A 19,874-nucleotide genomic window follows, 5' to 3' on the forward strand; every position below is an offset into this window, starting at 1 on the left:
CCATGGCAACGGTAATGAAAAAAGTAGACGCGGTGATCGTCGGCTTCGGCTGGGTGGGCGCGATCATGGCCAAAGAGCTGACCGAGGCCGGCCTCAACGTGGTGGCGCTGGAGCGCGGCCCGATGCGCGACACCTATCCGGACGGTTCTTACCCGCAGGTGATCGACGAGCTGACCTATAACATTCGGCGCAAGCTGTTCCAGGATCTGTCGAAAAGCACTGTCACCATTCGCCATAACAGCAGCCAGACCGCGGTGCCTTACCGCCAGTTGGCGGCGTTCCTGCCGGGCACCGGCGTCGGCGGCGCCGGCCTGCACTGGTCGGGCGTGCATTTCCGCGTCGATCCGATCGAACTGCGCATGCGCAGCCATTATGAAGAGCGTTACGGCAAAAACTTCATTCCGAAGGACATGACCATCCAGGACTTCGGCGTGACTTACGACGAGCTGGAGCCGTTCTTCGATAAGGCGGAGAAAGTGTTCGGCACCTCCGGCACCGCCTGGACCATCAAAGGGCAGAAAGTGGCGCAGAAGGGCGGTAACCGCTTTGCGCCGGATCGCTCCGACGACTTCCCGCTGCCGGCGCAGAAAAATACCTACTCCGCTCAGCTGTTCGAGAAAGCGGCGCTGGAGGTGGGTTACCACCCTTACAACCTGCCGTCCGCCAACACCTCGGATTCTTACACCAACCCGTACGGCGCGCAGATGGGCCCGTGCAACTTCTGCGGTTTCTGCAGCGGCTACGCCTGCTACATGTATTCCAAGGCCTCGCCGAACGTCAACATCTTGCCGGCGCTGCGCATGGAGAAACGCTTCGAGCTGCGCACCAACGCCAACGTGCTAAAGGTCAACCTGACCGACGACAAATCCCGCGCCACCGGCGTGAACTACGTCGATGCGCAGGGCCGCGAGATTGAACAGCCGGCCGATCTGGTGATCCTGGGCGCGTTCCAGTTCCACAACGTGCACCTGATGCTGCTGTCCGGCATCGGCAAGCCTTACGATCCGGTGACCGGCGAAGGCGTGGTCGGGCGCAACTTCGCCTACCAGAACATGACCACCATCAAGGCGTTCTTTGATAAAGACGTGTTCACCAACCCGTTCATCGGCGCCGGCGGCAACGGCGTGGGCGTGGATGACTTCAACGCCGACAACTTCGATCACGCCAAAGAAGGCTTCGTCGGCGGTTCGCCGTTCTGGGTCAACCAGGCGGGCACCAAGCCGATCTCCGGCCTGCCGACCCCGCCGGGCACCCCGGCCTGGGGCAGCAAGTGGAAAGCGGCGGTGGCGGATGCCTACACCCATCACGTCTCGATGGACGCCCACGGCGCGCACCAGTCGTACCGCAACAACTATCTGGATCTCGATCCCAACTACAAGAACGTGTTCGGCCAGCCGCTGCTGCGCATGACGTTCGACTGGCAGGAAAACGACATCAAGATGGCGCAGTTCATGTACGACAAGATGGCGCCGATCGCCAAGGCGATGAACCCGAAACTGATCGCCGGCAGCCCGAAAAACGCCAACAGCCACTTCGACACCACCAGCTACCAGACTACCCACATGAACGGCGGTGCGGTGATGGGGGAAGATCCGAAGACCAGCGCGGTCAACCGCTATCTGCAGAGCTGGGACGTGCACAACGTGTTCTCGATCGGCGCATCGGCCTTCCCGCAAGGGCTGGGCTACAACCCGACCGGCACCGTGGCGGCGCTGGCTTACTGGTCTGCCCGCGCCATTCGCGAGCAGTATCTGAAAAACCCAGGCCCATTGGTGCAGGCATAAGGACGGCGAACGATGAAAGCATTTGTACCGGCACTGGTTCTCAGTGCAGTGAGTTTTTCCGTTTGGGCGCAGGACGCCACCGTCAGCAGCGAGCTGATCAAGCGCGGCGAGTACCTGGCGCGCGCCGGTGACTGCGTGGCCTGTCATACCGATGGCAAGAACGGCAAAACCTTCGCCGGCGGCCTGGCGATGGAGACGCCGATCGGCACCATCTACTCGACCAACATCACGCCGGACAAGAAAACCGGCATCGGCGATTACAGCTTCGAGGATTTCGACAACGCGGTGCGTAAGGGCGTAGCCAAAAACGGCAGCACCCTGTACCCGGCGATGCCGTACCCGTCGTTCGCGCTGGTGAAAGAGGACGACATGCGCGCCATGTATGCCTATTTCATGCACGGCGTGCCGCCGGTGGAACAGGCCAACAAGGACTCCGACATCCCCTGGCCGCTGTCGATGCGCTGGCCGCTGAGCATCTGGCGCGGCATGTTTGCGCCGTCGCCGGCGGACTTCGTTGCCGACGCCAAGGCCGATCCGGTGATTGAACGCGGACGCTACCTGGTGGAAGGCCTGGGCCACTGCGGCGCTTGCCATACCCCGCGCAGCATCACCATGCAGGAAAAAGCGTTGAGCAACAGCGAAAGCGACGACTACCTGTCCGGCAGCAACGCGCCGATCGACGGGTGGGTGGCTTCCAGCCTGCGCGGCGACCGCAAGGATGGCCTGGGCAGCTGGAGCGAAGCCGAGCTGACCGAGTTCCTGAAAACCGGCCGTAACGACAAGGCGATCGTGTTCGGCGGCATGAGCGACGTTGTGGAGCATAGCCTGCAATACCTGAGCGACGACGATCTGACCGCCATCGCGCGCTACCTGAAATCGCTGCCGCCGAAAGACGGCAAGCAGCAGGCGGCGCCGGTCGAAGACAGCGTGGCCAAGGATCTGTGGCGCGGCGACGACAGCAAGCCCGGCGCGGCGCTGTATGTCGATAACTGCGCGGCCTGCCACCGCACCGACGGCGTGGGCTACAAGCGCGCCTTCCCGTCGCTGAAGGGCAATCCGGTGGTGCAGACCGAGGACGCGACTTCGCTGATCCACATCGTGCTGACCGGCAACACTACGCCGGCGGTGCAGGGGGCGGTGTCCAACATCACCATGCCGCCGTTTGGCTGGCGTTTGAACGATCAGCAGGTGGCGGACGTGGTGAACTTCATCCGCTCCAGCTGGGGCAACAGCGCTAAACCGGTGAGCGCCTCCGATGTGGCCGACGTGCGTAAAGACCGCTCGATGATCCGCGATGAGAAGGAGATGGGCAGCGCCGAGGTGCCGGACCATCCGGACGCGAAGAAGTAAACCGCTCAAGGGCTCCGCAAGGGGCCCTTAGTTTTTACTGAGTGCGCCGTTTTTTTCAGCACATTGTGTTCGCAAATCGTTCATTCGGCCGATAAAACATAGACCCGCAGCGGATTTTTCATTATCCTTTGCCGTCCTTTCATCAGGCGTAAGTATGAAATATCGCTTTAATTCACTGATTATTATTAAAAAACTCGCGGAGAAGGATATCCCGTTAGGCGCAATCGTTGTCGCCGCAGATTAAGGTAGACTGTCTCATGAGTACGATTTCTCCCGATTCAGGCACGCTGACGGCCGCTCAGCCTGCCAAATGGAACAAAACCGACACCGTCTGGATGTTCGGTCTCTATGCGACTGCGGTGGGCGCCGGTACGTTGTTCTTGCCGATCAACGCCGGCCTGAACGGCCCGCTGGTGTTGCTGTTGATGGCGCTGTTCGCTTTCCCGCTGACCTATTTGCCGCACCGCGCGCTCAGCCGCTTCGTGCTTTCCGGCTCCAGCCGCGACGGCAACATTCACGATGTGGTGGTGGAACACTTCGGCGTGCTGGCCGGCAAAATCATCATGATGCTGTATCTGATGGCGTTCTTCCCGATCGTGCTGGTGTACAGCATTTCGATCACCAACGCGCTGGACAGCTTCCTGATCCATCAGTTCCACGTGGCCCCGCTGCCGCGCATCTGGCTGAGCCTGGCGGTGGTGGTGGTGCTCAATCTGGTGCTGCTGCGCGGCAAAGACAGCATCGTGGCGGCGATGGGCATGCTGGTGTTCCCACTGCTGGTGTTCCTGATGGGCATTTCGCTCTATCTGATGCCGAGCTGGAATACCGCCAACTTCGTGCACGGCCTGGCCGCCACCCGCTTCGACACGCCGGGGTTGTGGCATTCGCTGTGGCTGGCCGTGCCGGTGATGGTGTTCTCCTTCAGCCATGCGCCGATCATCTCTTCCTTCGCCTCGACCCAGAAGAGCCTGTACGGCGACAAGGCGGAACGCCGCTGCGCGCGCATCATGCGCTATAGCTATGTGCTGATCTGCGTTACCGTGCTGTTCTTCGTGTTCAGCTGCGTGCTGAGCCTGTCTCATGAAGACATGCTGCAGGCGAAAGAGCAGAACATCACGGTGCTGACTACGCTGGCCAACAAGTTCTCCAACCCGCTGATCGCCTACCTTGGCCCGGTGATGGCGATGCTGGCGATGGCCAAATCCTATCTCGGCACTTCGCTGGGGGTGACGGAAGGGGCGACCAGCCTGATCGACGGCGTCACGCGCGCGGTCGGCAAGCCGCTCAGCTCGCGCATGACGCACCGCATCTCGGCGGCGTCGCTGTTCCTGCTCACCTGGGCGGCGACGGTGTGGAACCCCAGCGCGCTGCACATCATCGAAACCATCAGCGGCCCGCTGATTGCCGCCATCCTGTTCATTCTGCCGATGTACGCCGTGCGTGCGGTGCCGGCCATGCGCCAGTACCGCGCGGCGAGCAACGTATTCGTGCTGGTGATGGGCCTGATTGCGCTGTCGGCGCTGATCTACGGCCTGATGTGATCCCCTGGGCGCGCCGCTTCCGGCGCGCCTCTTATCCTTCCTTTACACATCCCTTTGCAATTAATCGCCGACATGCCGGGCGTTATCTTTGATAATGCAAGCCATTCTCATTAGTATTTTCTGAATGTATTCATGACTAAGGAGTCTTTCGTGCACCGTCGAATCACTTTGCCGGCGCTGGTTTGCGCCGCCTTGCTCGCTTCTCCGGCGATGGCCACCACTTATCCGCTGACGCTGACCGACACGTCCGGCCAGACGATCACCCTCCAGCAAGAGCCGAAACGCATCGTGGTGCAGGACGGGCGCGACATTCTCACGCTGGCGCTGCTCGATCGCGCCAATCCGTTCGGCCGGCTGGTGGCCTGGAATAACCTGCTGAAGAAAAGCGATGCGGCGACCTGGGATATCTTGCAGAGCAAATGGCCGGGGGCGAAAAACATCATCGATATGGGATTCAGCGATAAGGGTGAAGTGAACCTGGAGAGCGTGATCGCCAAGCGGCCCGATCTGATGATCGCCCAGCTGCGCTCCAAGCCTTCGCTGAGCCAAACCGGCGTGCTGGATAAGCTGAAGGCGCTGAACGTGCCGGTGCTGTTCATCGATACCATGCTCAAGCCGGTGGAAAACACGCCGAAAAGCGTGACGCTGCTGGGGGAAACCCTCAACCGCGAAAGCGAAGCTAAGCAATATACCGATTATTATCAGCAGCATTATCAGGCCATTCTGGCCAAAACGCAGGCGGTGGAGCCCAAACCGCGGGTGTTTTTCGAGGCCAAGGCTGGCCTGAATGGCCTGGAATCCTGCTGCTTCACCCATGCGCACGTCGGCTGGGGCGCGTTGGTCGAGGCGGTCGGCGCGCGCAACATCGGTTCTGCGCTGCTGCCGGGCGCGACCGGCGACGTGGCGCTGGAAAAAGTGATCAGCATGAAACCGGATGCCTACATCGTTTCCGGCTCGCAGTGGGCCAGCAAGACCAACGCCGCGGTGCCGTTCGGCTATGGCGTGACGCAGCAGCAGGTGGATGAGGCCTTCAACCGCATGAAGCAGCGCCCGGGGTTCTCGCAGGTGTCAGCGGTGAAGGAAGGGCGGTTCTACGGCATCTACCATAACTTCTACAACCACCCGTACAACATCGTGGGGCTGGAGTATCTGGCGAAGTTTATCTATCCGGCGCAGTTCCCGGATTTGGATCCGGCCAAGACCTACAGCGAGATCCTCAGTCGCTTTACCGAAGTGCCGGAAGGCAAGGGCATTTTGGGCGCGCAGGCGCCGGCGGGGAAATAACGGCAACGGGCGCGACGATCGCGCCCGTTTTGTGTGATCAGGCGGCCGGCGTATAGGTGGAGATGATCTCCAGCACGCCGTTGATAATGAACTGTACCCCCATGCACACCAGCAGGAAGCCCATCAGGCGCGAGATCGCCTCGATGCCGCTTTTCCCCACCAGGCGCATGATGGCGCCGGAGCTGAGCAGGCAGCCCCACAGGATCACCGCGACCGTCAGGAAGATGGCGACCGGCGCCACGGCCAGCACCCAGGGTTCAAAACCCAGCGTGTTCGCTTTGACGCTCGACGCCGAGCTGATGATCATCGCGATGGTGCCCGGCCCGGCGGTGCTCGGCATGGCCAACGGCACGAAGGCGATGTTGGCCGATGTCTTGTGGCGCAGCTCGTGCGACTTGCTCTCCACCTCCGGCGCCTCATCGGCGCTTTGTTGCGGGAACAGCATGCGGAAACCGATGAAGGCGACGATCAGACCGCCGGCGATGCGCAGGCCGGGGATCGAAATACCGAAAGTGTTCATCACCACCTGTCCGGCGTAAAACGCCACCGTCATGATGCAGAACACATAAACCGAGGCCATCAGCGACTGCTGATTGCGCTCTTCGCGCGTCATATTGCCGGACAAGCCGAGCAGCAACGCCACCGTGGTCAGCGGGTTGGCCAGCGGCAACAGCAGCACCAAACCCAGTCCGATGGCCTGGAATAACTGCAAAATACCCGTCATAAAGTAGACTCCCTGTGCAACGTTCAGGCCGCCAGGCGGCGGCCTACGAGCTAAACAGCCTAGCCTGCCGCGTGCCTGGCGGCAATGGGGATAGCTCGTAACGTTAATTAACCGTCGGCCGGCGTTTCATCATTGCCGTTGCACTCGCCGGCGAGCTCAGGTTCATCCTCACATCCCAACGGGGCGTCGTTGACCGCAATCGCCCGCGGCGCCGAACGCGCACCAAAATGCATCAGCCCCTATAACGTCGTTAATACCTCGCACCCCATGATGAGCGCAGGCTGAAAAACGAGCGACGCTCAGAAAAAAAACGCACAATTTTTGTGTTTTATGGCCTTTTTCGCCGCAATTGGCCGGTAAAGGCCGACGTTCAGCACCAATTGCTACACCCCGCAGGCTCAGCTGCCTACCATAGGCGCGCTTTAAAACGATAATGAGATTGATTATGCAAGACGAGTTGAAACTTTTACTGGGGAAAATCAGCGCATTCGCGCTTTCCGCCGCCTTCATGGCGGCATTGGTCGGCCTGGTGTTTATCGATGTGCGCTGGTTGCATAACTTCGTGCATGAAACCTCGCTGACCGAAGCGGCGCAGGAACTGTTGCTGCTCGCCATCGCCGGCGGTTTTTTCGCCGCGGCCTGGCGGCAGGCGGAACGCCGCTCCGCCTGGATGCTGGTCGGCGGCTTCTTTCTCTGCATGCTGATCCGCGAGATGGACTTCGCTTTCGATGCGCTGTGGCACGGCGCCTGGGTGTGGTTCGCGCTGGCGGTCACCTTGGTCTGTCTGTGCCATGCCGCCAGGCACATTGCGGCGACGGTGCGCGGCCTGGCCGATTTCGCGACGTATCCCGGCTACGGCATGATGTGCGCCGGTCTGCTGTGCATTCTGGTGTTTTCACGCCTGTTCGGCATGAGCGCGCTGTGGCAAACGCTGATGCTGGACGGTTACAACCGGGTGGTGAAAAACATGGTGGAAGAGGGCTGCGAACTGCTGGGCTACGGCCTGTGCCTGCTGGCCACCCTCAGCTACATGAAGACCGTTTTTGCGCCGAATGAGGCGGAGGTGTGAGGGCGGCGGCGCTTTATTTATCCGGAACAATTTTAGTGATACTATTCGCTTAGCCGAATGCGGCTGAGAAGGTATGCGTTCCATTCTGTATACCCAGTGAGGTTTCAATCTGGCAATTGTGGGCGAGATCTGAAACCTGGCTGACCAAACCCAAAATCCAATTTTCGTACTGCATGTGATCTGTCGTGTAAGCAATGCTCGGCAGTTCACGTGATTCCATTCTGTTTCAAATTCCCCCATCAACTCACTGTGGTGCTTGAAAACTCCCTTGGCTAGTGATTCAATCCGTTTCATGTGATTTCAATCCAAGCCACTAAAATTGTGTACATACCTGTGTACATAATTGGAGATGTACACAGTGCTCACCGATGCCAAACTCCGCAAGCTTAATGGAAAACCCATCCCAAAACTGATCGAGATGCCTGACGGCGGCGGCCTGTCTATCCGTATAACCCCACTTGGGCTGATTGTCTTCCAGTATCGATACCGGTACGCAGGTAAGGCACGCCGCATGACGCTTGGAAGTTACGACGAAATTTCGCTCAAAGAAGCGCGCGATATGGTTCAAGAGGCCAAGCGCGTCTTGGCCGAAGGGAAAGACCCCATCACAGTGAAATCCATGACGCTCGAGGAGATCGCTGGCGCAGCCTCCGTGAAAGACTGTCTATCACATTGGACTGCCAGCGCTCAGGCTCAGCGCCTTGTGAAATTGCAGTATTGGGAGAGGGCATTTGAGCGGCATGTAATCCCATATGTTGGCGATATGATTGTGGATGAAATGCAGATATCTCACTGGCAGCCAGTTTTCAAAAGGATGAGAACGAATGGGGCGGAAACCTTTGCTGGGATCATGCTTTCAAAGCTAAAGCAGGTGTTTTCGTATTGCTTGAGAACGGAGAAGATTCGCGTTAATCCTATCGCCGCATTGAGAATTAGCGACGTTGGAAAACCTGTTGGCGTGGTTAAACGGTATTTCAGCGATGATGAGATAGGAGCTTTTTGGTTGGCTCTTGAAGGTTCTCGGATTGTTCACCAGAACAAGATCTTCATTAAATTGTTGCTGCTTACAGGGTGTCGGGGAGTTGAGCTAAGGAAGGCAAAGAAGGGTGAGTTTGATGTGAAAAACAGAACGTGGCGCGTTCCTGCGGAAAATTCAAAAACGCGCCAGCCGTTTGTGAGAGGACTATCAGGGGATGCCGCAAAGCTAATTGAGGAGGCTATGTCGCTATACCCGAACATATCGCAATTGTTCCCGCCGGCGATTGTGCAGGGCGATCGGCCTATGTCAGCAGGTGTTCTATTGAACATGGCGGAACAGCTTAGGAATGAGATGGGTGTTCATGACTGGGCAATGCATGATCTACGCCGCACTGCAAAAACTAAAATGAGCGAATTAGGGATTGAGCCCCACGTATCCGAAAAGGTGCTGGGGCATAAACTCGGTGGTGTGCTGGCGGTATATGACCAGCATTCATATCTCAAAGAGCAGCAAAATGCGCTGGATATTTGGGCCGCTCATGTAGCGTCCTGCGTTTCATCAATGAGGCCTTGAGCGCGGAAAAATCGTATCACGTCGCAATATCTATACTGCTCGCCGCCATGGATTGGATTGGTGCCAGGCGCTGGTTTAGGGAACGGTGTACCAGCCTTTTCCCACTGCTTTTTCCGGCGCCAAAAGGTGGTTCGTGATATACCGCCCAACTGTTGCTGTATACCTTCGCGGGTGATCAATACTGGCTGAATTGGCAAGTTGCTTTTAGTCATGGCTTATCTCTCTGTAAAACGCCCATTCAGCATGCCGATCGTGTAGTTGAATCGCGGCAAAGAAATGCCGAGCAGTTCGACCTGTGCGAAATGCTTCATGATGATTGGGCGGGATAGGGTGTCGAAAGGGGTTTTCGGGTGTTGCTTAATCGCGGCGTGGAGTTCGTCGTTACAGCGTTTAGCTACTGATCTGAGTGCGTTTTGCTGAACGCTGCCGGCAGCAATTGCAGGCTGTTTACTGGGCATTGATTCCCCCAATGATCCCAGCCAGGCGCATCGCCACGGCTGAATAGTTCGATTCGTGACACGTCGCCGTATAAGAGCTCAAGGCGCCGGCGGACTTCCCAGGGTTTCGCGCTGTGCTCGCCGAGACAGCTGAACACAACCTGCTTTACTGATGCGCTTGCGCGCTCGATTCCCTGGCCGCGAACGGCGATCAACACGTCTTCGGAGTTGGCGCGCGTGTAATTGCCGCCATTCATCCGGGTTTCGGCGTTAATCATGTCGAGCAGGTCGGTGAAGTCGAAGATGGTTTGCTGCTTCAGCGCTTTATTGAACCGAATTTCGGCCTGCTGGTTCAACTTCACCCAAGTGAAAGCCTTCATCGTTCTGACGCTGAATTCCCAAGCCTCCGCCAGCTCGATCGCCTCTTGGCTGTGGTTTCCGGTGTACCACATTGCGAGCACGCTATCTTGCGAAGCAATAGCCCATACCGGAAGACGCTTCAAATCTGCCATGCTCATCGTGCTGTAGTGATTGCCGGCGGCGCCATTGCTGATCGTGTTGCCGTAACTCCAGGGCGGATCTGCATAGATGAGTTGATAGGTCATTGAGCGTTACCCCAGCAGCGCGCGGCCGCGTTGACACAAAACTCTATGCGGACATTAACCCATACGACATCCGCCGCCCGTGCCTCATCGAACGCCTGACGCCACAGTTCTGCAGCGTCCGCAAAATGGGCGCGACGTTCCGCCTCGGCTGCCTGATGAGCCAAAGATTTGTATTTGAATGACATGATTATCTCCGGGATTAGTAGGCGCGCTGGTGGATTACGGGGGCAAGCAGCTGGTTAAACCATTTAACACGCTTGATGCATTCGACAACTGAGCGTGGTTCCTCATTCAGCCATGCATTAGCCACTACCTCTGGACGATCAACGCGAGCTCGCGAATAGCGCTTGTACTCCGGATCGACTGAAAGGACTTTTATTTTTCTGCCTTGCGGCTTCACATCCTCGACCACCGCTTTAACAAATGGAGATGTAGCCATTGATTGACGGATAGAGGTTACTTTCGATTCGGTAATATCCAGCTCTGGAAAGTTTTGTTGAAGCAGGGTGATATGCTGCTCTCGGGTGTACTGGCCGCCATCTTTAATCAGCCATTCAATGATTTCGAAATTGGTCATTTTTAAATCCTGATTTGGTTGTTGTAGCGCTCGTGGGACATAACCTCCCATGAGTTGCCGTTGTCTTTCGAAAGCATTCGCCAGCAGCGGGCCACTGGCAGCGTTAAATACTTATGTTGGTAGGTTTGGTTGGGTTTCTTTTTGCCCTCCCTGTAGGCGCATAGAACCCCCTCAGCTTTGATGCTGATTCGTTGCGGAATTCGTGGTTTCATATTTTCGGTGGGTTATTTGGTGATTGGCGCCCAGCACGTGGTTCGGATGCCAGGGCGGCGGACTTTCTCAACAGCTTTTTCTTTTTCGAGCTTCATCAATCGCTGGCGGATGGCTTTCCCGGTCATGCCGCTGTAGCCGGCACAGCGGAGGAGGCTTGCGACAGAATCCGGCGTTGAACCGGCAATGCTGAGCCGCGAGATGATTTCGTTATCGTCGGGTATTGTGATCATTCCCACCCTCCGGCGCTGCTGCCAGCATTGCCCTGTACGCGGTACGTATGGATAAAGCTCCAGATGCTAACGCTGCATTTATCATTTCCGTTGTCGGCTCAATAGGAACCAGCTTCCAGCCCTCCGGCAACTTGTAACCGCCACTTACAGGTTGAGCCAGCATTGCGGCGCGGCAGGCGTTCCATCCTTCCCATCTTTCCTTGAAATCATGAGCACCCCAAGCAGAATAAGCCGTAACGGCATATCCGGTGCCGCAACGAACTACATATTTTGGCATCGGGAACACAGATTCAAACGCATCGCGAGGATCTGATTCATCCGGCACTGCTGGCGCTGGCGGGGCGGTAATGTTGCACAACGCACCACTCAGGCCGACTTTGATTTCCTCCAGATCAGCCTCACCAATACCGCCGTCGTTCAACGCTCGGTGGAATGCTAGCGCCATTTCGTCGGTAACTTGCACCGGCTGCGCCTCCCGGTTAGCCAGGAGTTCGCGCGCCATTAATTTTGCGTCGCCGTGTTCCAAGAATCCATCCTCTGCGATTTCACGCAGTCTCTCAGTCGTTAGTGTCATGCATCCCCCTCAAGCAGTGCTTCGCCTTTGTCGGTCAAGTGAATGAAGTGCGTGTCATCTGCAAACCCAGAAAGGCCAGCGTCAAAAATGGTATGCATATGGACATCAGCAGTTGGATAATGCGATTCACGTTCGTCACCGGTGATCTCGTCTACGTATTTCCCGTTGTAGCCGTGTACCGACTCAAGCACCGAATAGAATGCACCACCGGCTTTTTTGAAGGCTTTCACCCCTGATTCAATCTGTTTCCACGCTTTAAGCTGCGCCGGGGTTAGTTCGAGAAGGTCTTCTAATGTCATCCTACTCATCCCCCGCAAACTTGAATCCAGCCGCGCTAATGGCTCGCTCAACTGCACGGTCGAACTTTGCCACCTGGAACACGCCATCGAACCAGAACTCGTCGTCGCTCTTGTTCGGCAACCGCACCGGCGTAGCCAGCTTGGCGCGGAGAGATTCATTTTCGAGAACTATGGCCTGCGCCGCTTTTATGGAATCGTAATCACCATGCACGAAAAGGTTTCCATTCCCACTGCCGACGCCCATAGTCATTGCTGTTTTGGCTTCCAGCTCGGCTACTCGTTGTTCCGCGTTCTCTGCTCGTTCTTCTTGTGCGAGTGCTTCGGGCGTGAAGCCAGATTGCAACTGACCTTCCAGCTCGGCGATGCGCTTCTCTGCGTCCTCGGCGCGCTTCTTCCATCCGGCAGACTCTCCAATCCAAAATTGAGCCACCTTATCCAGGGCGGAGACGTACTCTTGCGAGTATAGGGGTTCAACGATTGGGTCTTGTGACGGATCGCGAACGCTAATTATCTTGCCGTCATCTTGCGTTACATACCGTGTGCCAAGTCCATACGCTTTGGCTTTCTCCAGCGTAGAGAAAGTAGTGCTGGCGTTGATGTTTTTATCAGGCTCGCCATTCATATTCCGAAATCGCAGTGAATACGCCACCGGCTTGCTCAGTTCGCTCAGCTTCTCAGTGCTCATAATGCTTTCTCCTGGGCCTATGGACAGCAACGGTCACTGCCGTAGCAGTAGAATCCGCCGTCCTTCTGATTTGACTCGCCGCTCTTTCCGCATCCGGGACATGTTGCCGTTTCGGGCTCCTGGGTATCGGCCCGTTCGCGTTCTTCGCGCAGAATTTCGTTAATTATTTTCTCTGCGATTAAGTTTCTGATCAGGCGGCGACTCGGCATGTGCTTGTACTTCCCTCTCGCACCGCGACGCTGGCATCGCTGAGCATGCATAACCTGACATTTGTTGATCGATTTGTTAGCCACGCTCCACCTCCCTAGCGCTGTCACCGTCCCGTTGGTTCCATGCAGCAACAAGCAGCGCCTCAGTGTTGCGGGTCATGGTGATTACAGTTCGATCGGCGCAGATATGGCGCAACGTATACGAGTGAATTGCGTAGCGCATGCCAGTCCAGTTTTGATTTGGAGCGACAAACGTTTCACCCGCACCGCAGAACGGGCACGGCTTCAGTTCATTTGCTGGCATCACTGGGCGCTTTTTCATGTGGCTTCCCCGATTGCTGGAAGAACCGTTGTGCGCAGATAAACCGCAGCCGCCCGAAAGTTTGCCTGGGTTGTAGCTGACGCTGATTGAGCGGAAAGGACATCAAGTGCTGCTGCAGCCATCTCCACTCCCTGCGCCTGGATAGCTGCAAGTGCTGCGTCAGTGGCTGGGGTTTCGGCATTGAACAGTTCGTCATTGGCAATCATTGCCACTACGCCTGCCTGCCCTTTATCGGTAACATCTACATGTTCCAAAATGACGGAAAGCGCATGCTTAAAGCCTGCATTCTCCACAGCCAGCGCATTAACTCGCTGCAATGCTTCCTGCTCACCCCAGATGGCATTTCCAAGATTTTGAGCCAGCATCTCAACCCGTTGTGCCAGCGCATCGCGCTCAGCCTCCAGGGAGCTCACTACCTGCTGGTGGGCATCAAACCGAACATATTCACCGTGCTCAGCTTCACGTGCGAAAGCCTCAAAGCGAACTGCATGCATTTTATAGTCAGGGGTAAACCGCTTGATGGTTGTCATGCTTCGTCTCCCAGCACCCAGCGGAGTGCCTGAGCGTAATCACCGCTCGCACCTTCCAGGGCTTTGGTGATTTCTTTTCGGGACTTCATGCGGGGTTTGGCATCGCCAATCACCTGGCGCTGCCGGCGTGCCTTTTCATGGCCTTTGGTGCCGGCGGTTGCCGCTTCAACCTCCTTCACTTTTTCGCGCTGTTCGTCGGGTGTGAGGTTCGCCAGATGGCGCGCCTGGGTAACTGTAATGTCGCCAGACTCAACCGCATCTTTAACGGCCTGAGTGGCATCGAGTAGGGCGAGTGTGGCGCGGATCGTCTGCACACCGACGCCAAACATCAGCGCTAAATCTTTTTCGTCGTGGCCCCGCGTCAGCGCATCAGCCATTTTCTTGGCGCGGCCCAGCGGCGTATCTGCCTGAAAGATTTCATTGGCGCTAATCATCACCTCAGCGACGTTAAACGGTGATCCACGTCTGACGACCGCCGGCACCAGAAGAGGTTTTTTGCCTTCTTCTCGCAGACGTTTATTTGCTTCAAGAGTGTTTTTAACCCGCTGACGACCTTCAACTACGCATGAGCGGCCTGTCTCTGGGTCTTTCCAGATAACGATCGGCTCAATCACCCCCAACTTCATGATGCTAAGCACTGTCGGCTCATGGAGAGGAAGGTGGATGCGCTCGTCGTAAAGCGGGTGCGTTTTATCGGATACCAGGTGCAGATTTTCCGGCTCGAACATCAGCACGTTGGTTTTACCGCTGGCGCCATAGGCTTCCTTTGAGTTTTTGGCCATGCATCAACTCCAGACTGCGCCAGCGGTGAGCAGGCACAGGGTAAAAATGAGAAGGTAGAAGAGGTGTTTGCCGTGGTGGCGTTTAGGGGCGAAATCGCCCCCGGTCAGGTCGTATTTGTGCTGAATACGAGCGTTTAGGCTTACCATGTCGGCCTCCGCTGTTGGGTGTGCAGGCGGCGCTGCAGTGTTCTGATGTTCTGGCGGACGACGTACACCGGCGCACAGGTATCGGAGCAGACAAGGATTCTCACGGCCTTATATCTGCCGTCTTCGTAGCGCTGAATGCTCACGGCCTGTTTGGCTACGTCGCGCGTTTGTCCGCAGTGTTCACAGCGTTGGGTGGTGGTTTGCATAACATGTCCTCTCAATGAAATTCACATGGGTAAAGGCGCTGCCTGAGTTGATGCACGCGCTCGCTTTCGCTACGGTTCCGGCACTTCCGGAGCGGCGGGCACCGCCTTTACTGATGTGAAAAAAAGAGCCCCGGCGAGCGGGGCAAAGGATGTGACAAGGGAAGTGGTACTGAGCAGGCTTGTGATTTCTCACGCACCTGGTGGCGCATCGAACCGGGGATTTATACTGTGTAGATATAAATTAGGAACCGAAACGATACGCCACCAGATAGGTGAGACGCCGGCGTTAACCGGCGACGTATACGCAGCCCGCTATGGATACAGCCCATAGGCACAGGCCAGCAGCGACGCTGTAAACCAGCGCCTTCCATCCGTTTAAGCTCATGATTGCCTCAGTGCGCCCCGTAGGGCGCGGTGGAGGTTATTTGGTTGCGGCCAATTTTCTGGCATAACCCAGGAATCGCCGTGATTGTTCAGGCGTTATACCTTTCTCCGGCCATGCTGCTGCCTTAGCGTTGTTGCGCAGTGACCGACGTATCCTGCGGTAGTCAAATTTGCCAGATGGGCGACGCAGGCCGGAAAGGCGTTTTTCTGATTGCTGTAATTTCATCGTGTAACCCTCTGCTGTTAGTCGGCCATCTGACGAGCAAACCAGCGTTGCGCGCCTGCTGCGGTTTTAAAATCCCGGCTCTTGGTGAACGTCATCGCGGTAAACGTGCCGTCGCTGTTCGGGAAAACGCCAGTCTTTACTGTTTCGTTGTTGCCCATATCGTGAGTAGTGTTCATCGCTAATCCTCAGTGGTTTCATGCCTACCGCCCCAAACTGGCAGCGGCAGGGTAAATCCACTCCTTCCCTAAAGAACTTTGCCGGTCGATCCCTCTCGGGGCCGGGGAGTGATTGCATCGCTCACCCCTGGGCGTCTTACCTGTGTGGCTTCCTGCCGGTGACGTTGTTGCTGTCGATGGAGTCATTAAAAATCATGGTTGTTTTTGTGTCAACAACGATAGTTGTTTTCATTGTTTGATTTGGTTTTATTTGGTTGTTTTTGATGGTGATTTAATTTTCATTTTTTCGTGATGGTTGGATAAGTGGCTGGAGGCGTTGTGAATGTGAGTGAAATTTGTACGTAAGTGTGCATGGTGGAGCCAGATTCAGATCCGGCATATGAGAGGCGTGCAAGATAGTGGATGATGTTGGTGTAGGGCGGCGAATGAATGGAAAGGGGCAGAGTTGTAGGCACAAAAAACCCGGCGCGGTGGCCGGGTTGTTCAAGAATGGGCAAACTTAATTATTATCCCTGACGCTATGCTAATAATGGCGATCATTGAGCCAATTATGGTAAGGGCTTGTAGTCTAAGGGCACTATGCAAATCAGCTTTTGCGTTAGCCACCTCAGTTTTAACCGCCGCCACATCGCTTCCTGTAGCGTAATTTGATTTGATGACCGCAATATCAATAGCTAGCGTAGATAGCTTGTCTTCTAGTTTTTTTACTCGTTCTAGCATGTCGTTGCCTCCGCCACCATTACCATCATCGAACGAATTATGCGGCGAGACTGGATTTTGTTCAATAAGATTTCCATCCAAGGGGACGGAATAAAGTCTTCTGGACAATGTCAAATCCTCATCGGTGTAGCTGCAATGATCGAACACGACTTCTCATCAAGGACATTACTTAATGTTCCGTTCAAGTCTTCATACACTTTGAAAATAATGTCATAAACGCCGGGGTTTTCTAGTGTAACGTCCTTCACCAAAAGCGAAGAACCAACCAGGGTCGAATTATCGTCTACATGACTAAATATGAAGGACTCCATAGGGTTATCATCTTCATTATCATTGTCATTATTTAATACAGACTTCCCATCAAAAAATATATCTAACTCAGTTGTATATCTTTTCCCAGATTCAAGATACATCAGTGATGTTAGATAAAATGAACAATGAGATGGATATTTTTCATTAAACATGACCACGTCAGGCGGCATGTAATGTGAAATAACTAACCCCGGTTTAACCAGGGTGGGATAAAGCATAATTATTTTTTCTTTTCTCATAATATTTGCCTCATTAAGCCTTACCCATGATACTTAACCTACATTATTAGGCATCGCATACCCACCGATGATGAACCAAGCTAGGAGGACTACAGCTGCAACAATGATGGTGACAGGGAACAGGTATCCGATCTTCATTTTTTTCTCGTTGTTTTACAGAGTGTTGCTTACCACAGAGTGGAAGTCCAGAACATGCGTCCAAGGATCTCTATCTGATCAATGTCAGCCTCTTCATCGTCGTACTCTGCACTATTGAAGCTACGAATTATCACCTTATTCGGCCCTGAGCGATGAAGGGCTTTGAGACGTTTCCAACCATCCTGATTGATGGCATAAACTTTGCCATCGACGATTTTCTTATCGAGCAGGTTAATAGCAACGGTGGAACCCTCAGGGATTAGTGGTTCCATGCTGTTACCATGCGCAGGGAAACATAAGACGCTTCCTTTTTGAGCTCCAACACGCTTTAGTGTTGCCTTCGAAAAACGCAACATAAAGCCGTTGTAGTCGTCTTCTCCGTAGCTGCCGTCTCCGCAGGCCAACTCTATATCCTTTAAGAATGGCACTTCTACCTCATCTTCAGGTAAGGGGGTGCTGCCATCCCATGCATCTACAGTTCCCCAATTGCGCTCAGGAGGGATGCTGGATTCTCGATCTGTCTTCGATGGGGTCTCTCGCATCTCCCCATATCCAGAAGAGAGCCATTCTGGCCGTACTCCAAGAGCATTTGCTAGATCAAGAATCTTTGTCGTTTCCTTGGCTTTGCCTACCTCGATTTTTTGGATGGCAGCCTGGCTAACGCCGATCAACTCCCCAAGAGCTTTCTGAGAAAGCCCCTGTTCTTTTCTGGCTAGCTTTAGCCTTTCAGCAAGTGTCGTTTTCATCTTATCAATTTACAACCTCGGTTGTATAGGTTCAAACGAATGTGGTTGTTGACTTAAAACAACCATGGTTTTACTATCAATCAAAATGACGATGAGGGTTGTTTATGAATGAAGTGATAAAAACCGCTATCGCTTTGGTTGGGTCGCAAAAAAAACTTGGTTCTGCCTGCGGGGTATCTCAACAGGCTGTTTATAAATGGCTCCACAACAAGGCGAAAGTTTCACCTGAACACGTAGGCCACATCGAGCGAGTAACCAATGGGGTGGTACCTGGACACATGATTCGCCCCGATCTGCCGCACATGTTCAAAAAACCAAACTAATCACTATTACACAACGGAAATTGTAAATGGAATCAGTCGCAACAACACGCAACGAAGCTCAGGCGATTCAGAGCGACATCATGAGCCGCATTGCAGCTATCGGGGTGACAAGCCTGGCCGGCGCGATCGGCGTTGATAAATCTCAGGTTAGCCGCTGGCAGAGCAAAGGGGGGCTGGTGGAGAAAGCGAGCCTGCTGCTGGCCGCTACCGGCTTCAAGCGTTCGGAAACAATGCTGACGTTCAGGGGCGAGGAAACCGCAGAGCTGGCGCGCGGGTTAATGGCGATGCTGGAGCACATCCGGGAACCAAAGACGGAATAGGGGGCTTTATGGCCTGGGCCACGTTTGTTTACGACAACATCAAGAAGCAGCTGGTGAAAGAGGGATTCAGCGAAGCGCTGGCTCAGGGGGGGGGCATCACACGGAGCCGACCTTTACCGGCGGAAGTCGCAGGCGAGCAGGAAGGGGATGATTTATGACGACTGTCTCACGCTTGCGCGCCAGTACGTTCTTGCGAGCTGCACCAAGGAAGAGAAGCCGGAATCAGGGAAGAAGAAAAGCCGAACAGCTGCAACTGCTCGGCCATCACTTTTCTAAAACCTAACCTGAGAGGTCGATTCATTATGGCAAACGTAGCGATCGGTGGCAACAGCCCGAAAATGACGAGCCGTGAAATTGCCGAGCTGACTGGCAAGCAACACGGCCACGTCATGCGCGACATCGAAATCATGCTGGAACAGCTGGGCGAAGGCTTGGATGGGTATATCCAGATTTGGAGACACCCCCAGAACGGCCAGCAATACCGGGAATACGCGCTCGACAGGGAGCATACCGAATGTTTGGTGACCGGATACAGCGCCAGCCTGCGCATGAGGGTGATTAAGCGCCTGCACGAACTGGAAGAGCAAAACTCACCTGTCCCGCAGACGCTCCCTGAAGCGCTGCGCCTGGCTGCTGATATGGCCGAACAGAAGGCGATGTTGGAGCAGAAGGTTCAGGCCGACGCACCAAAGGTGGCCTTTGTCGATCACTACGTAGACGCATCAGGTTCAAAAAGCCTGCGCGCCACGGCAAAGGTTTTGAACATGCCAGAGAAAGCGATGATTGACGCGCTGATCCGCGACAAGGTTTTGTTCCGCCAGTCCGGGAATCTGCTTCCCCATGCACTACGCCAGCGGGACGGGTTATTCACCGTCAAAACTGGCACGTCTGATTTTGGTCACGCCTTCACGCAAACCAGGGTAACGCCGCGTGGCATCCAGTGGATTGCTGAACGTTACGCCTCTGAGCTGATGGCGAGCTAACCATGAGCCAATCAACCCCGCTGGATAGGAAATATGTCGATGACCACGGCAACCCCGTGAAGGTCATCCGGTGGGAACGTGTAGAGCGTCAGGTGATTTTTATGAGAGAGGGCTATCCGCATGAATGCATGCAACCTCTTGAGAGATTTAAAGAGAAATTTAAGCGAGTGGACATATGAGCGCCTTA

29 protein-coding genes are annotated in these 19,874 nt (G+C 55.2%); 11 read left to right on the top strand and 18 right to left on the bottom strand.

Going from position 1 to position 19,874, the window contains the following annotated elements; all coding sequences use genetic code 11:
- Positions 1-2: 2 nt before the first annotated feature.
- From WFM45_RS06375 to WFM45_RS06390, 4 genes are all read left to right on the top strand, one after another.
- Positions 3-1,784: a GMC family oxidoreductase gene (locus WFM45_RS06375; protein WP_004931432.1), complete on the top strand. Its 1,782-nt coding sequence runs from the start codon at positions 3-5 to the stop codon at positions 1,782-1,784.
- A 12-nt stretch (positions 1,785-1,796) separates the two neighbouring features.
- Positions 1,797-3,134 carry a c-type cytochrome gene (locus WFM45_RS06380; protein WP_336954920.1) on the top strand — a complete coding sequence of 446 codons (1,338 nt, stop codon included), beginning with the start codon at positions 1,797-1,799 and terminating at the stop codon, positions 3,132-3,134.
- A 257-nt stretch (positions 3,135-3,391) separates the two neighbouring features.
- The gene (locus WFM45_RS06385; RefSeq protein ID WP_015377691.1) at positions 3,392-4,675 is read left to right on the top strand and encodes a serine transporter; all 1,284 of its coding nucleotides are present in this window, start codon (positions 3,392-3,394) and stop codon (positions 4,673-4,675) included.
- A 150-nt stretch (positions 4,676-4,825) separates the two neighbouring features.
- Entirely contained in the window at positions 4,826-5,959 is a 1,134-nt protein-coding gene (locus WFM45_RS06390) for an ABC transporter substrate-binding protein (protein ID WP_135638137.1), read from the top strand.
- A 37-nt stretch (positions 5,960-5,996) separates the two neighbouring features.
- On the opposite strand, the gene WFM45_RS06395 is transcribed toward WFM45_RS06390, so the two are convergent.
- Positions 5,997-6,683, bottom strand: coding sequence for a MarC family NAAT transporter (locus WFM45_RS06395; protein ID WP_004931428.1), 687 nt, complete (start codon positions 6,681-6,683; stop codon positions 5,997-5,999).
- Between the two features lie 445 nt (positions 6,684-7,128).
- Here WFM45_RS06395 and WFM45_RS06400 point away from each other — a divergent pair, with 445 nt between their 5' ends.
- On the top strand, positions 7,129-7,752 hold the full coding sequence (locus WFM45_RS06400; protein WP_336954921.1) for a hypothetical protein: 624 nt from the start codon (positions 7,129-7,131) through the stop codon (positions 7,750-7,752).
- A gap of 349 nt (positions 7,753-8,101) precedes the next feature.
- On the top strand, positions 8,102-9,304 hold the full coding sequence (locus tag WFM45_RS06405) for a tyrosine-type recombinase/integrase (protein ID WP_072274560.1): 1,203 nt from the start codon (positions 8,102-8,104) through the stop codon (positions 9,302-9,304).
- A gap of 394 nt (positions 9,305-9,698) precedes the next feature.
- Here WFM45_RS06405 and WFM45_RS06410 read toward each other — a convergent pair whose 3' ends face one another.
- From WFM45_RS06410 to WFM45_RS06485, 17 genes are all read right to left on the bottom strand, one after another.
- The gene (locus WFM45_RS06410) at positions 9,699-10,346 is read right to left on the bottom strand and encodes an MT-A70 family methyltransferase (RefSeq protein ID WP_336954922.1); all 648 of its coding nucleotides are present in this window, start codon (positions 10,344-10,346) and stop codon (positions 9,699-9,701) included.
- Positions 10,343-10,531 carry an ANR family transcriptional regulator gene (locus WFM45_RS06415; protein ID WP_085337251.1) on the bottom strand — a complete coding sequence of 63 codons (189 nt, stop codon included), beginning with the start codon at positions 10,529-10,531 and terminating at the stop codon, positions 10,343-10,345. Before WFM45_RS06415 ends, WFM45_RS06410 begins: the two co-directional genes overlap by 4 nt.
- 14 nt (positions 10,532-10,545) lie before the next feature.
- On the bottom strand, positions 10,546-10,923 hold the full coding sequence (locus WFM45_RS06420; RefSeq protein ID WP_336954923.1) for a hypothetical protein: 378 nt from the start codon (positions 10,921-10,923) through the stop codon (positions 10,546-10,548).
- Between the two features lie 2 nt (positions 10,924-10,925).
- Positions 10,926-11,135 (bottom strand): ParE family toxin-like protein, encoded by a 210-nt coding sequence (locus WFM45_RS24640; RefSeq protein WP_422663487.1) that lies wholly within the window; start codon positions 11,133-11,135, stop codon positions 10,926-10,928.
- 12 nt (positions 11,136-11,147) lie between these two features.
- Complete coding sequence (locus WFM45_RS06425) at positions 11,148-11,366, bottom strand: hypothetical protein (protein WP_336954924.1); 219 nt, start codon at positions 11,364-11,366, stop codon at positions 11,148-11,150.
- Entirely contained in the window at positions 11,344-11,940 is a 597-nt protein-coding gene (locus tag WFM45_RS06430) for a hypothetical protein (RefSeq protein ID WP_336954925.1), read from the bottom strand. The genes WFM45_RS06425 and WFM45_RS06430 overlap by 23 nt, the downstream gene beginning before the upstream one ends.
- The gene (locus tag WFM45_RS06435; RefSeq protein ID WP_160204044.1) at positions 11,937-12,239 is read right to left on the bottom strand and encodes a hypothetical protein; all 303 of its coding nucleotides are present in this window, start codon (positions 12,237-12,239) and stop codon (positions 11,937-11,939) included. Before WFM45_RS06435 ends, WFM45_RS06430 begins: the two co-directional genes overlap by 4 nt.
- 1 nt (position 12,240) lies before the next feature.
- Positions 12,241-12,924, bottom strand: a complete 684-nt coding sequence (locus tag WFM45_RS06440; RefSeq protein WP_336954926.1) for a hypothetical protein — start codon at positions 12,922-12,924, stop codon at positions 12,241-12,243.
- Between the two features lie 285 nt (positions 12,925-13,209).
- Complete coding sequence (locus WFM45_RS06445; RefSeq protein WP_336954927.1) at positions 13,210-13,455, bottom strand: Lar family restriction alleviation protein; 246 nt, start codon at positions 13,453-13,455, stop codon at positions 13,210-13,212.
- Positions 13,452-13,985 (bottom strand): hypothetical protein, encoded by a 534-nt coding sequence (locus tag WFM45_RS06450; RefSeq protein WP_336954928.1) that lies wholly within the window; start codon positions 13,983-13,985, stop codon positions 13,452-13,454. The genes WFM45_RS06445 and WFM45_RS06450 overlap by 4 nt, the downstream gene beginning before the upstream one ends.
- Positions 13,982-14,767 (bottom strand): ParB/RepB/Spo0J family partition protein, encoded by a 786-nt coding sequence (locus tag WFM45_RS06455; RefSeq protein WP_336954929.1) that lies wholly within the window; start codon positions 14,765-14,767, stop codon positions 13,982-13,984. The genes WFM45_RS06450 and WFM45_RS06455 overlap by 4 nt, the downstream gene beginning before the upstream one ends.
- Positions 14,768-15,541: 774 nt before the next feature.
- Entirely contained in the window at positions 15,542-15,730 is a 189-nt protein-coding gene (locus tag WFM45_RS06460) for a hypothetical protein (protein ID WP_154635461.1), read from the bottom strand.
- A gap of 17 nt (positions 15,731-15,747) precedes the next feature.
- Positions 15,748-15,906 (bottom strand): DUF1391 family protein, encoded by a 159-nt coding sequence (locus WFM45_RS06465; protein WP_197763150.1) that lies wholly within the window; start codon positions 15,904-15,906, stop codon positions 15,748-15,750.
- Positions 15,907-16,389: 483 nt separating this feature from the next.
- Positions 16,390-16,734, bottom strand: coding sequence for a hypothetical protein (locus WFM45_RS06470; RefSeq protein WP_336954930.1), 345 nt, complete (start codon positions 16,732-16,734; stop codon positions 16,390-16,392).
- 2 nt (positions 16,735-16,736) lie between these two features.
- Entirely contained in the window at positions 16,737-17,177 is a 441-nt protein-coding gene (locus WFM45_RS06475; RefSeq protein ID WP_336954931.1) for a hypothetical protein, read from the bottom strand.
- A gap of 33 nt (positions 17,178-17,210) precedes the next feature.
- Positions 17,211-17,315 carry a YoaK family small membrane protein gene (locus WFM45_RS06480; RefSeq protein WP_336954932.1) on the bottom strand — a complete coding sequence of 35 codons (105 nt, stop codon included), beginning with the start codon at positions 17,313-17,315 and terminating at the stop codon, positions 17,211-17,213.
- Positions 17,316-17,344: 29 nt separating this feature from the next.
- Positions 17,345-18,061, bottom strand: a complete 717-nt coding sequence (locus WFM45_RS06485; RefSeq protein ID WP_308383266.1) for an XRE family transcriptional regulator — start codon at positions 18,059-18,061, stop codon at positions 17,345-17,347.
- 104 nt (positions 18,062-18,165) lie between these two features.
- Here WFM45_RS06485 and WFM45_RS06490 point away from each other — a divergent pair, with 104 nt between their 5' ends.
- From WFM45_RS06490 to WFM45_RS06510, 5 genes are all read left to right on the top strand, one after another.
- Positions 18,166-18,384, top strand: a complete 219-nt coding sequence (locus WFM45_RS06490; protein ID WP_075686570.1) for a transcriptional regulator — start codon at positions 18,166-18,168, stop codon at positions 18,382-18,384.
- A 26-nt stretch (positions 18,385-18,410) separates the two neighbouring features.
- The gene (locus tag WFM45_RS06495) at positions 18,411-18,704 is read left to right on the top strand and encodes a CII family transcriptional regulator (protein WP_060441680.1); all 294 of its coding nucleotides are present in this window, start codon (positions 18,411-18,413) and stop codon (positions 18,702-18,704) included.
- Between the two features lie 8 nt (positions 18,705-18,712).
- Positions 18,713-18,862, top strand: coding sequence for a hypothetical protein (locus tag WFM45_RS06500; RefSeq protein ID WP_336954933.1), 150 nt, complete (start codon positions 18,713-18,715; stop codon positions 18,860-18,862).
- Between the two features lie 144 nt (positions 18,863-19,006).
- Positions 19,007-19,687 (top strand): phage antirepressor KilAC domain-containing protein, encoded by a 681-nt coding sequence (locus WFM45_RS06505; protein WP_197828892.1) that lies wholly within the window; start codon positions 19,007-19,009, stop codon positions 19,685-19,687.
- Between the two features lie 2 nt (positions 19,688-19,689).
- Complete coding sequence (locus WFM45_RS06510; RefSeq protein ID WP_065426409.1) at positions 19,690-19,866, top strand: DUF4222 domain-containing protein; 177 nt, start codon at positions 19,690-19,692, stop codon at positions 19,864-19,866.
- Positions 19,867-19,874: the final 8 nt, after the last annotated feature.

This window comes from Serratia sp. KG1D, assembly GCF_037150675.1.
GTDB lineage: Bacteria > Pseudomonadota > Gammaproteobacteria > Enterobacterales > Enterobacteriaceae > Serratia > Serratia nematodiphila.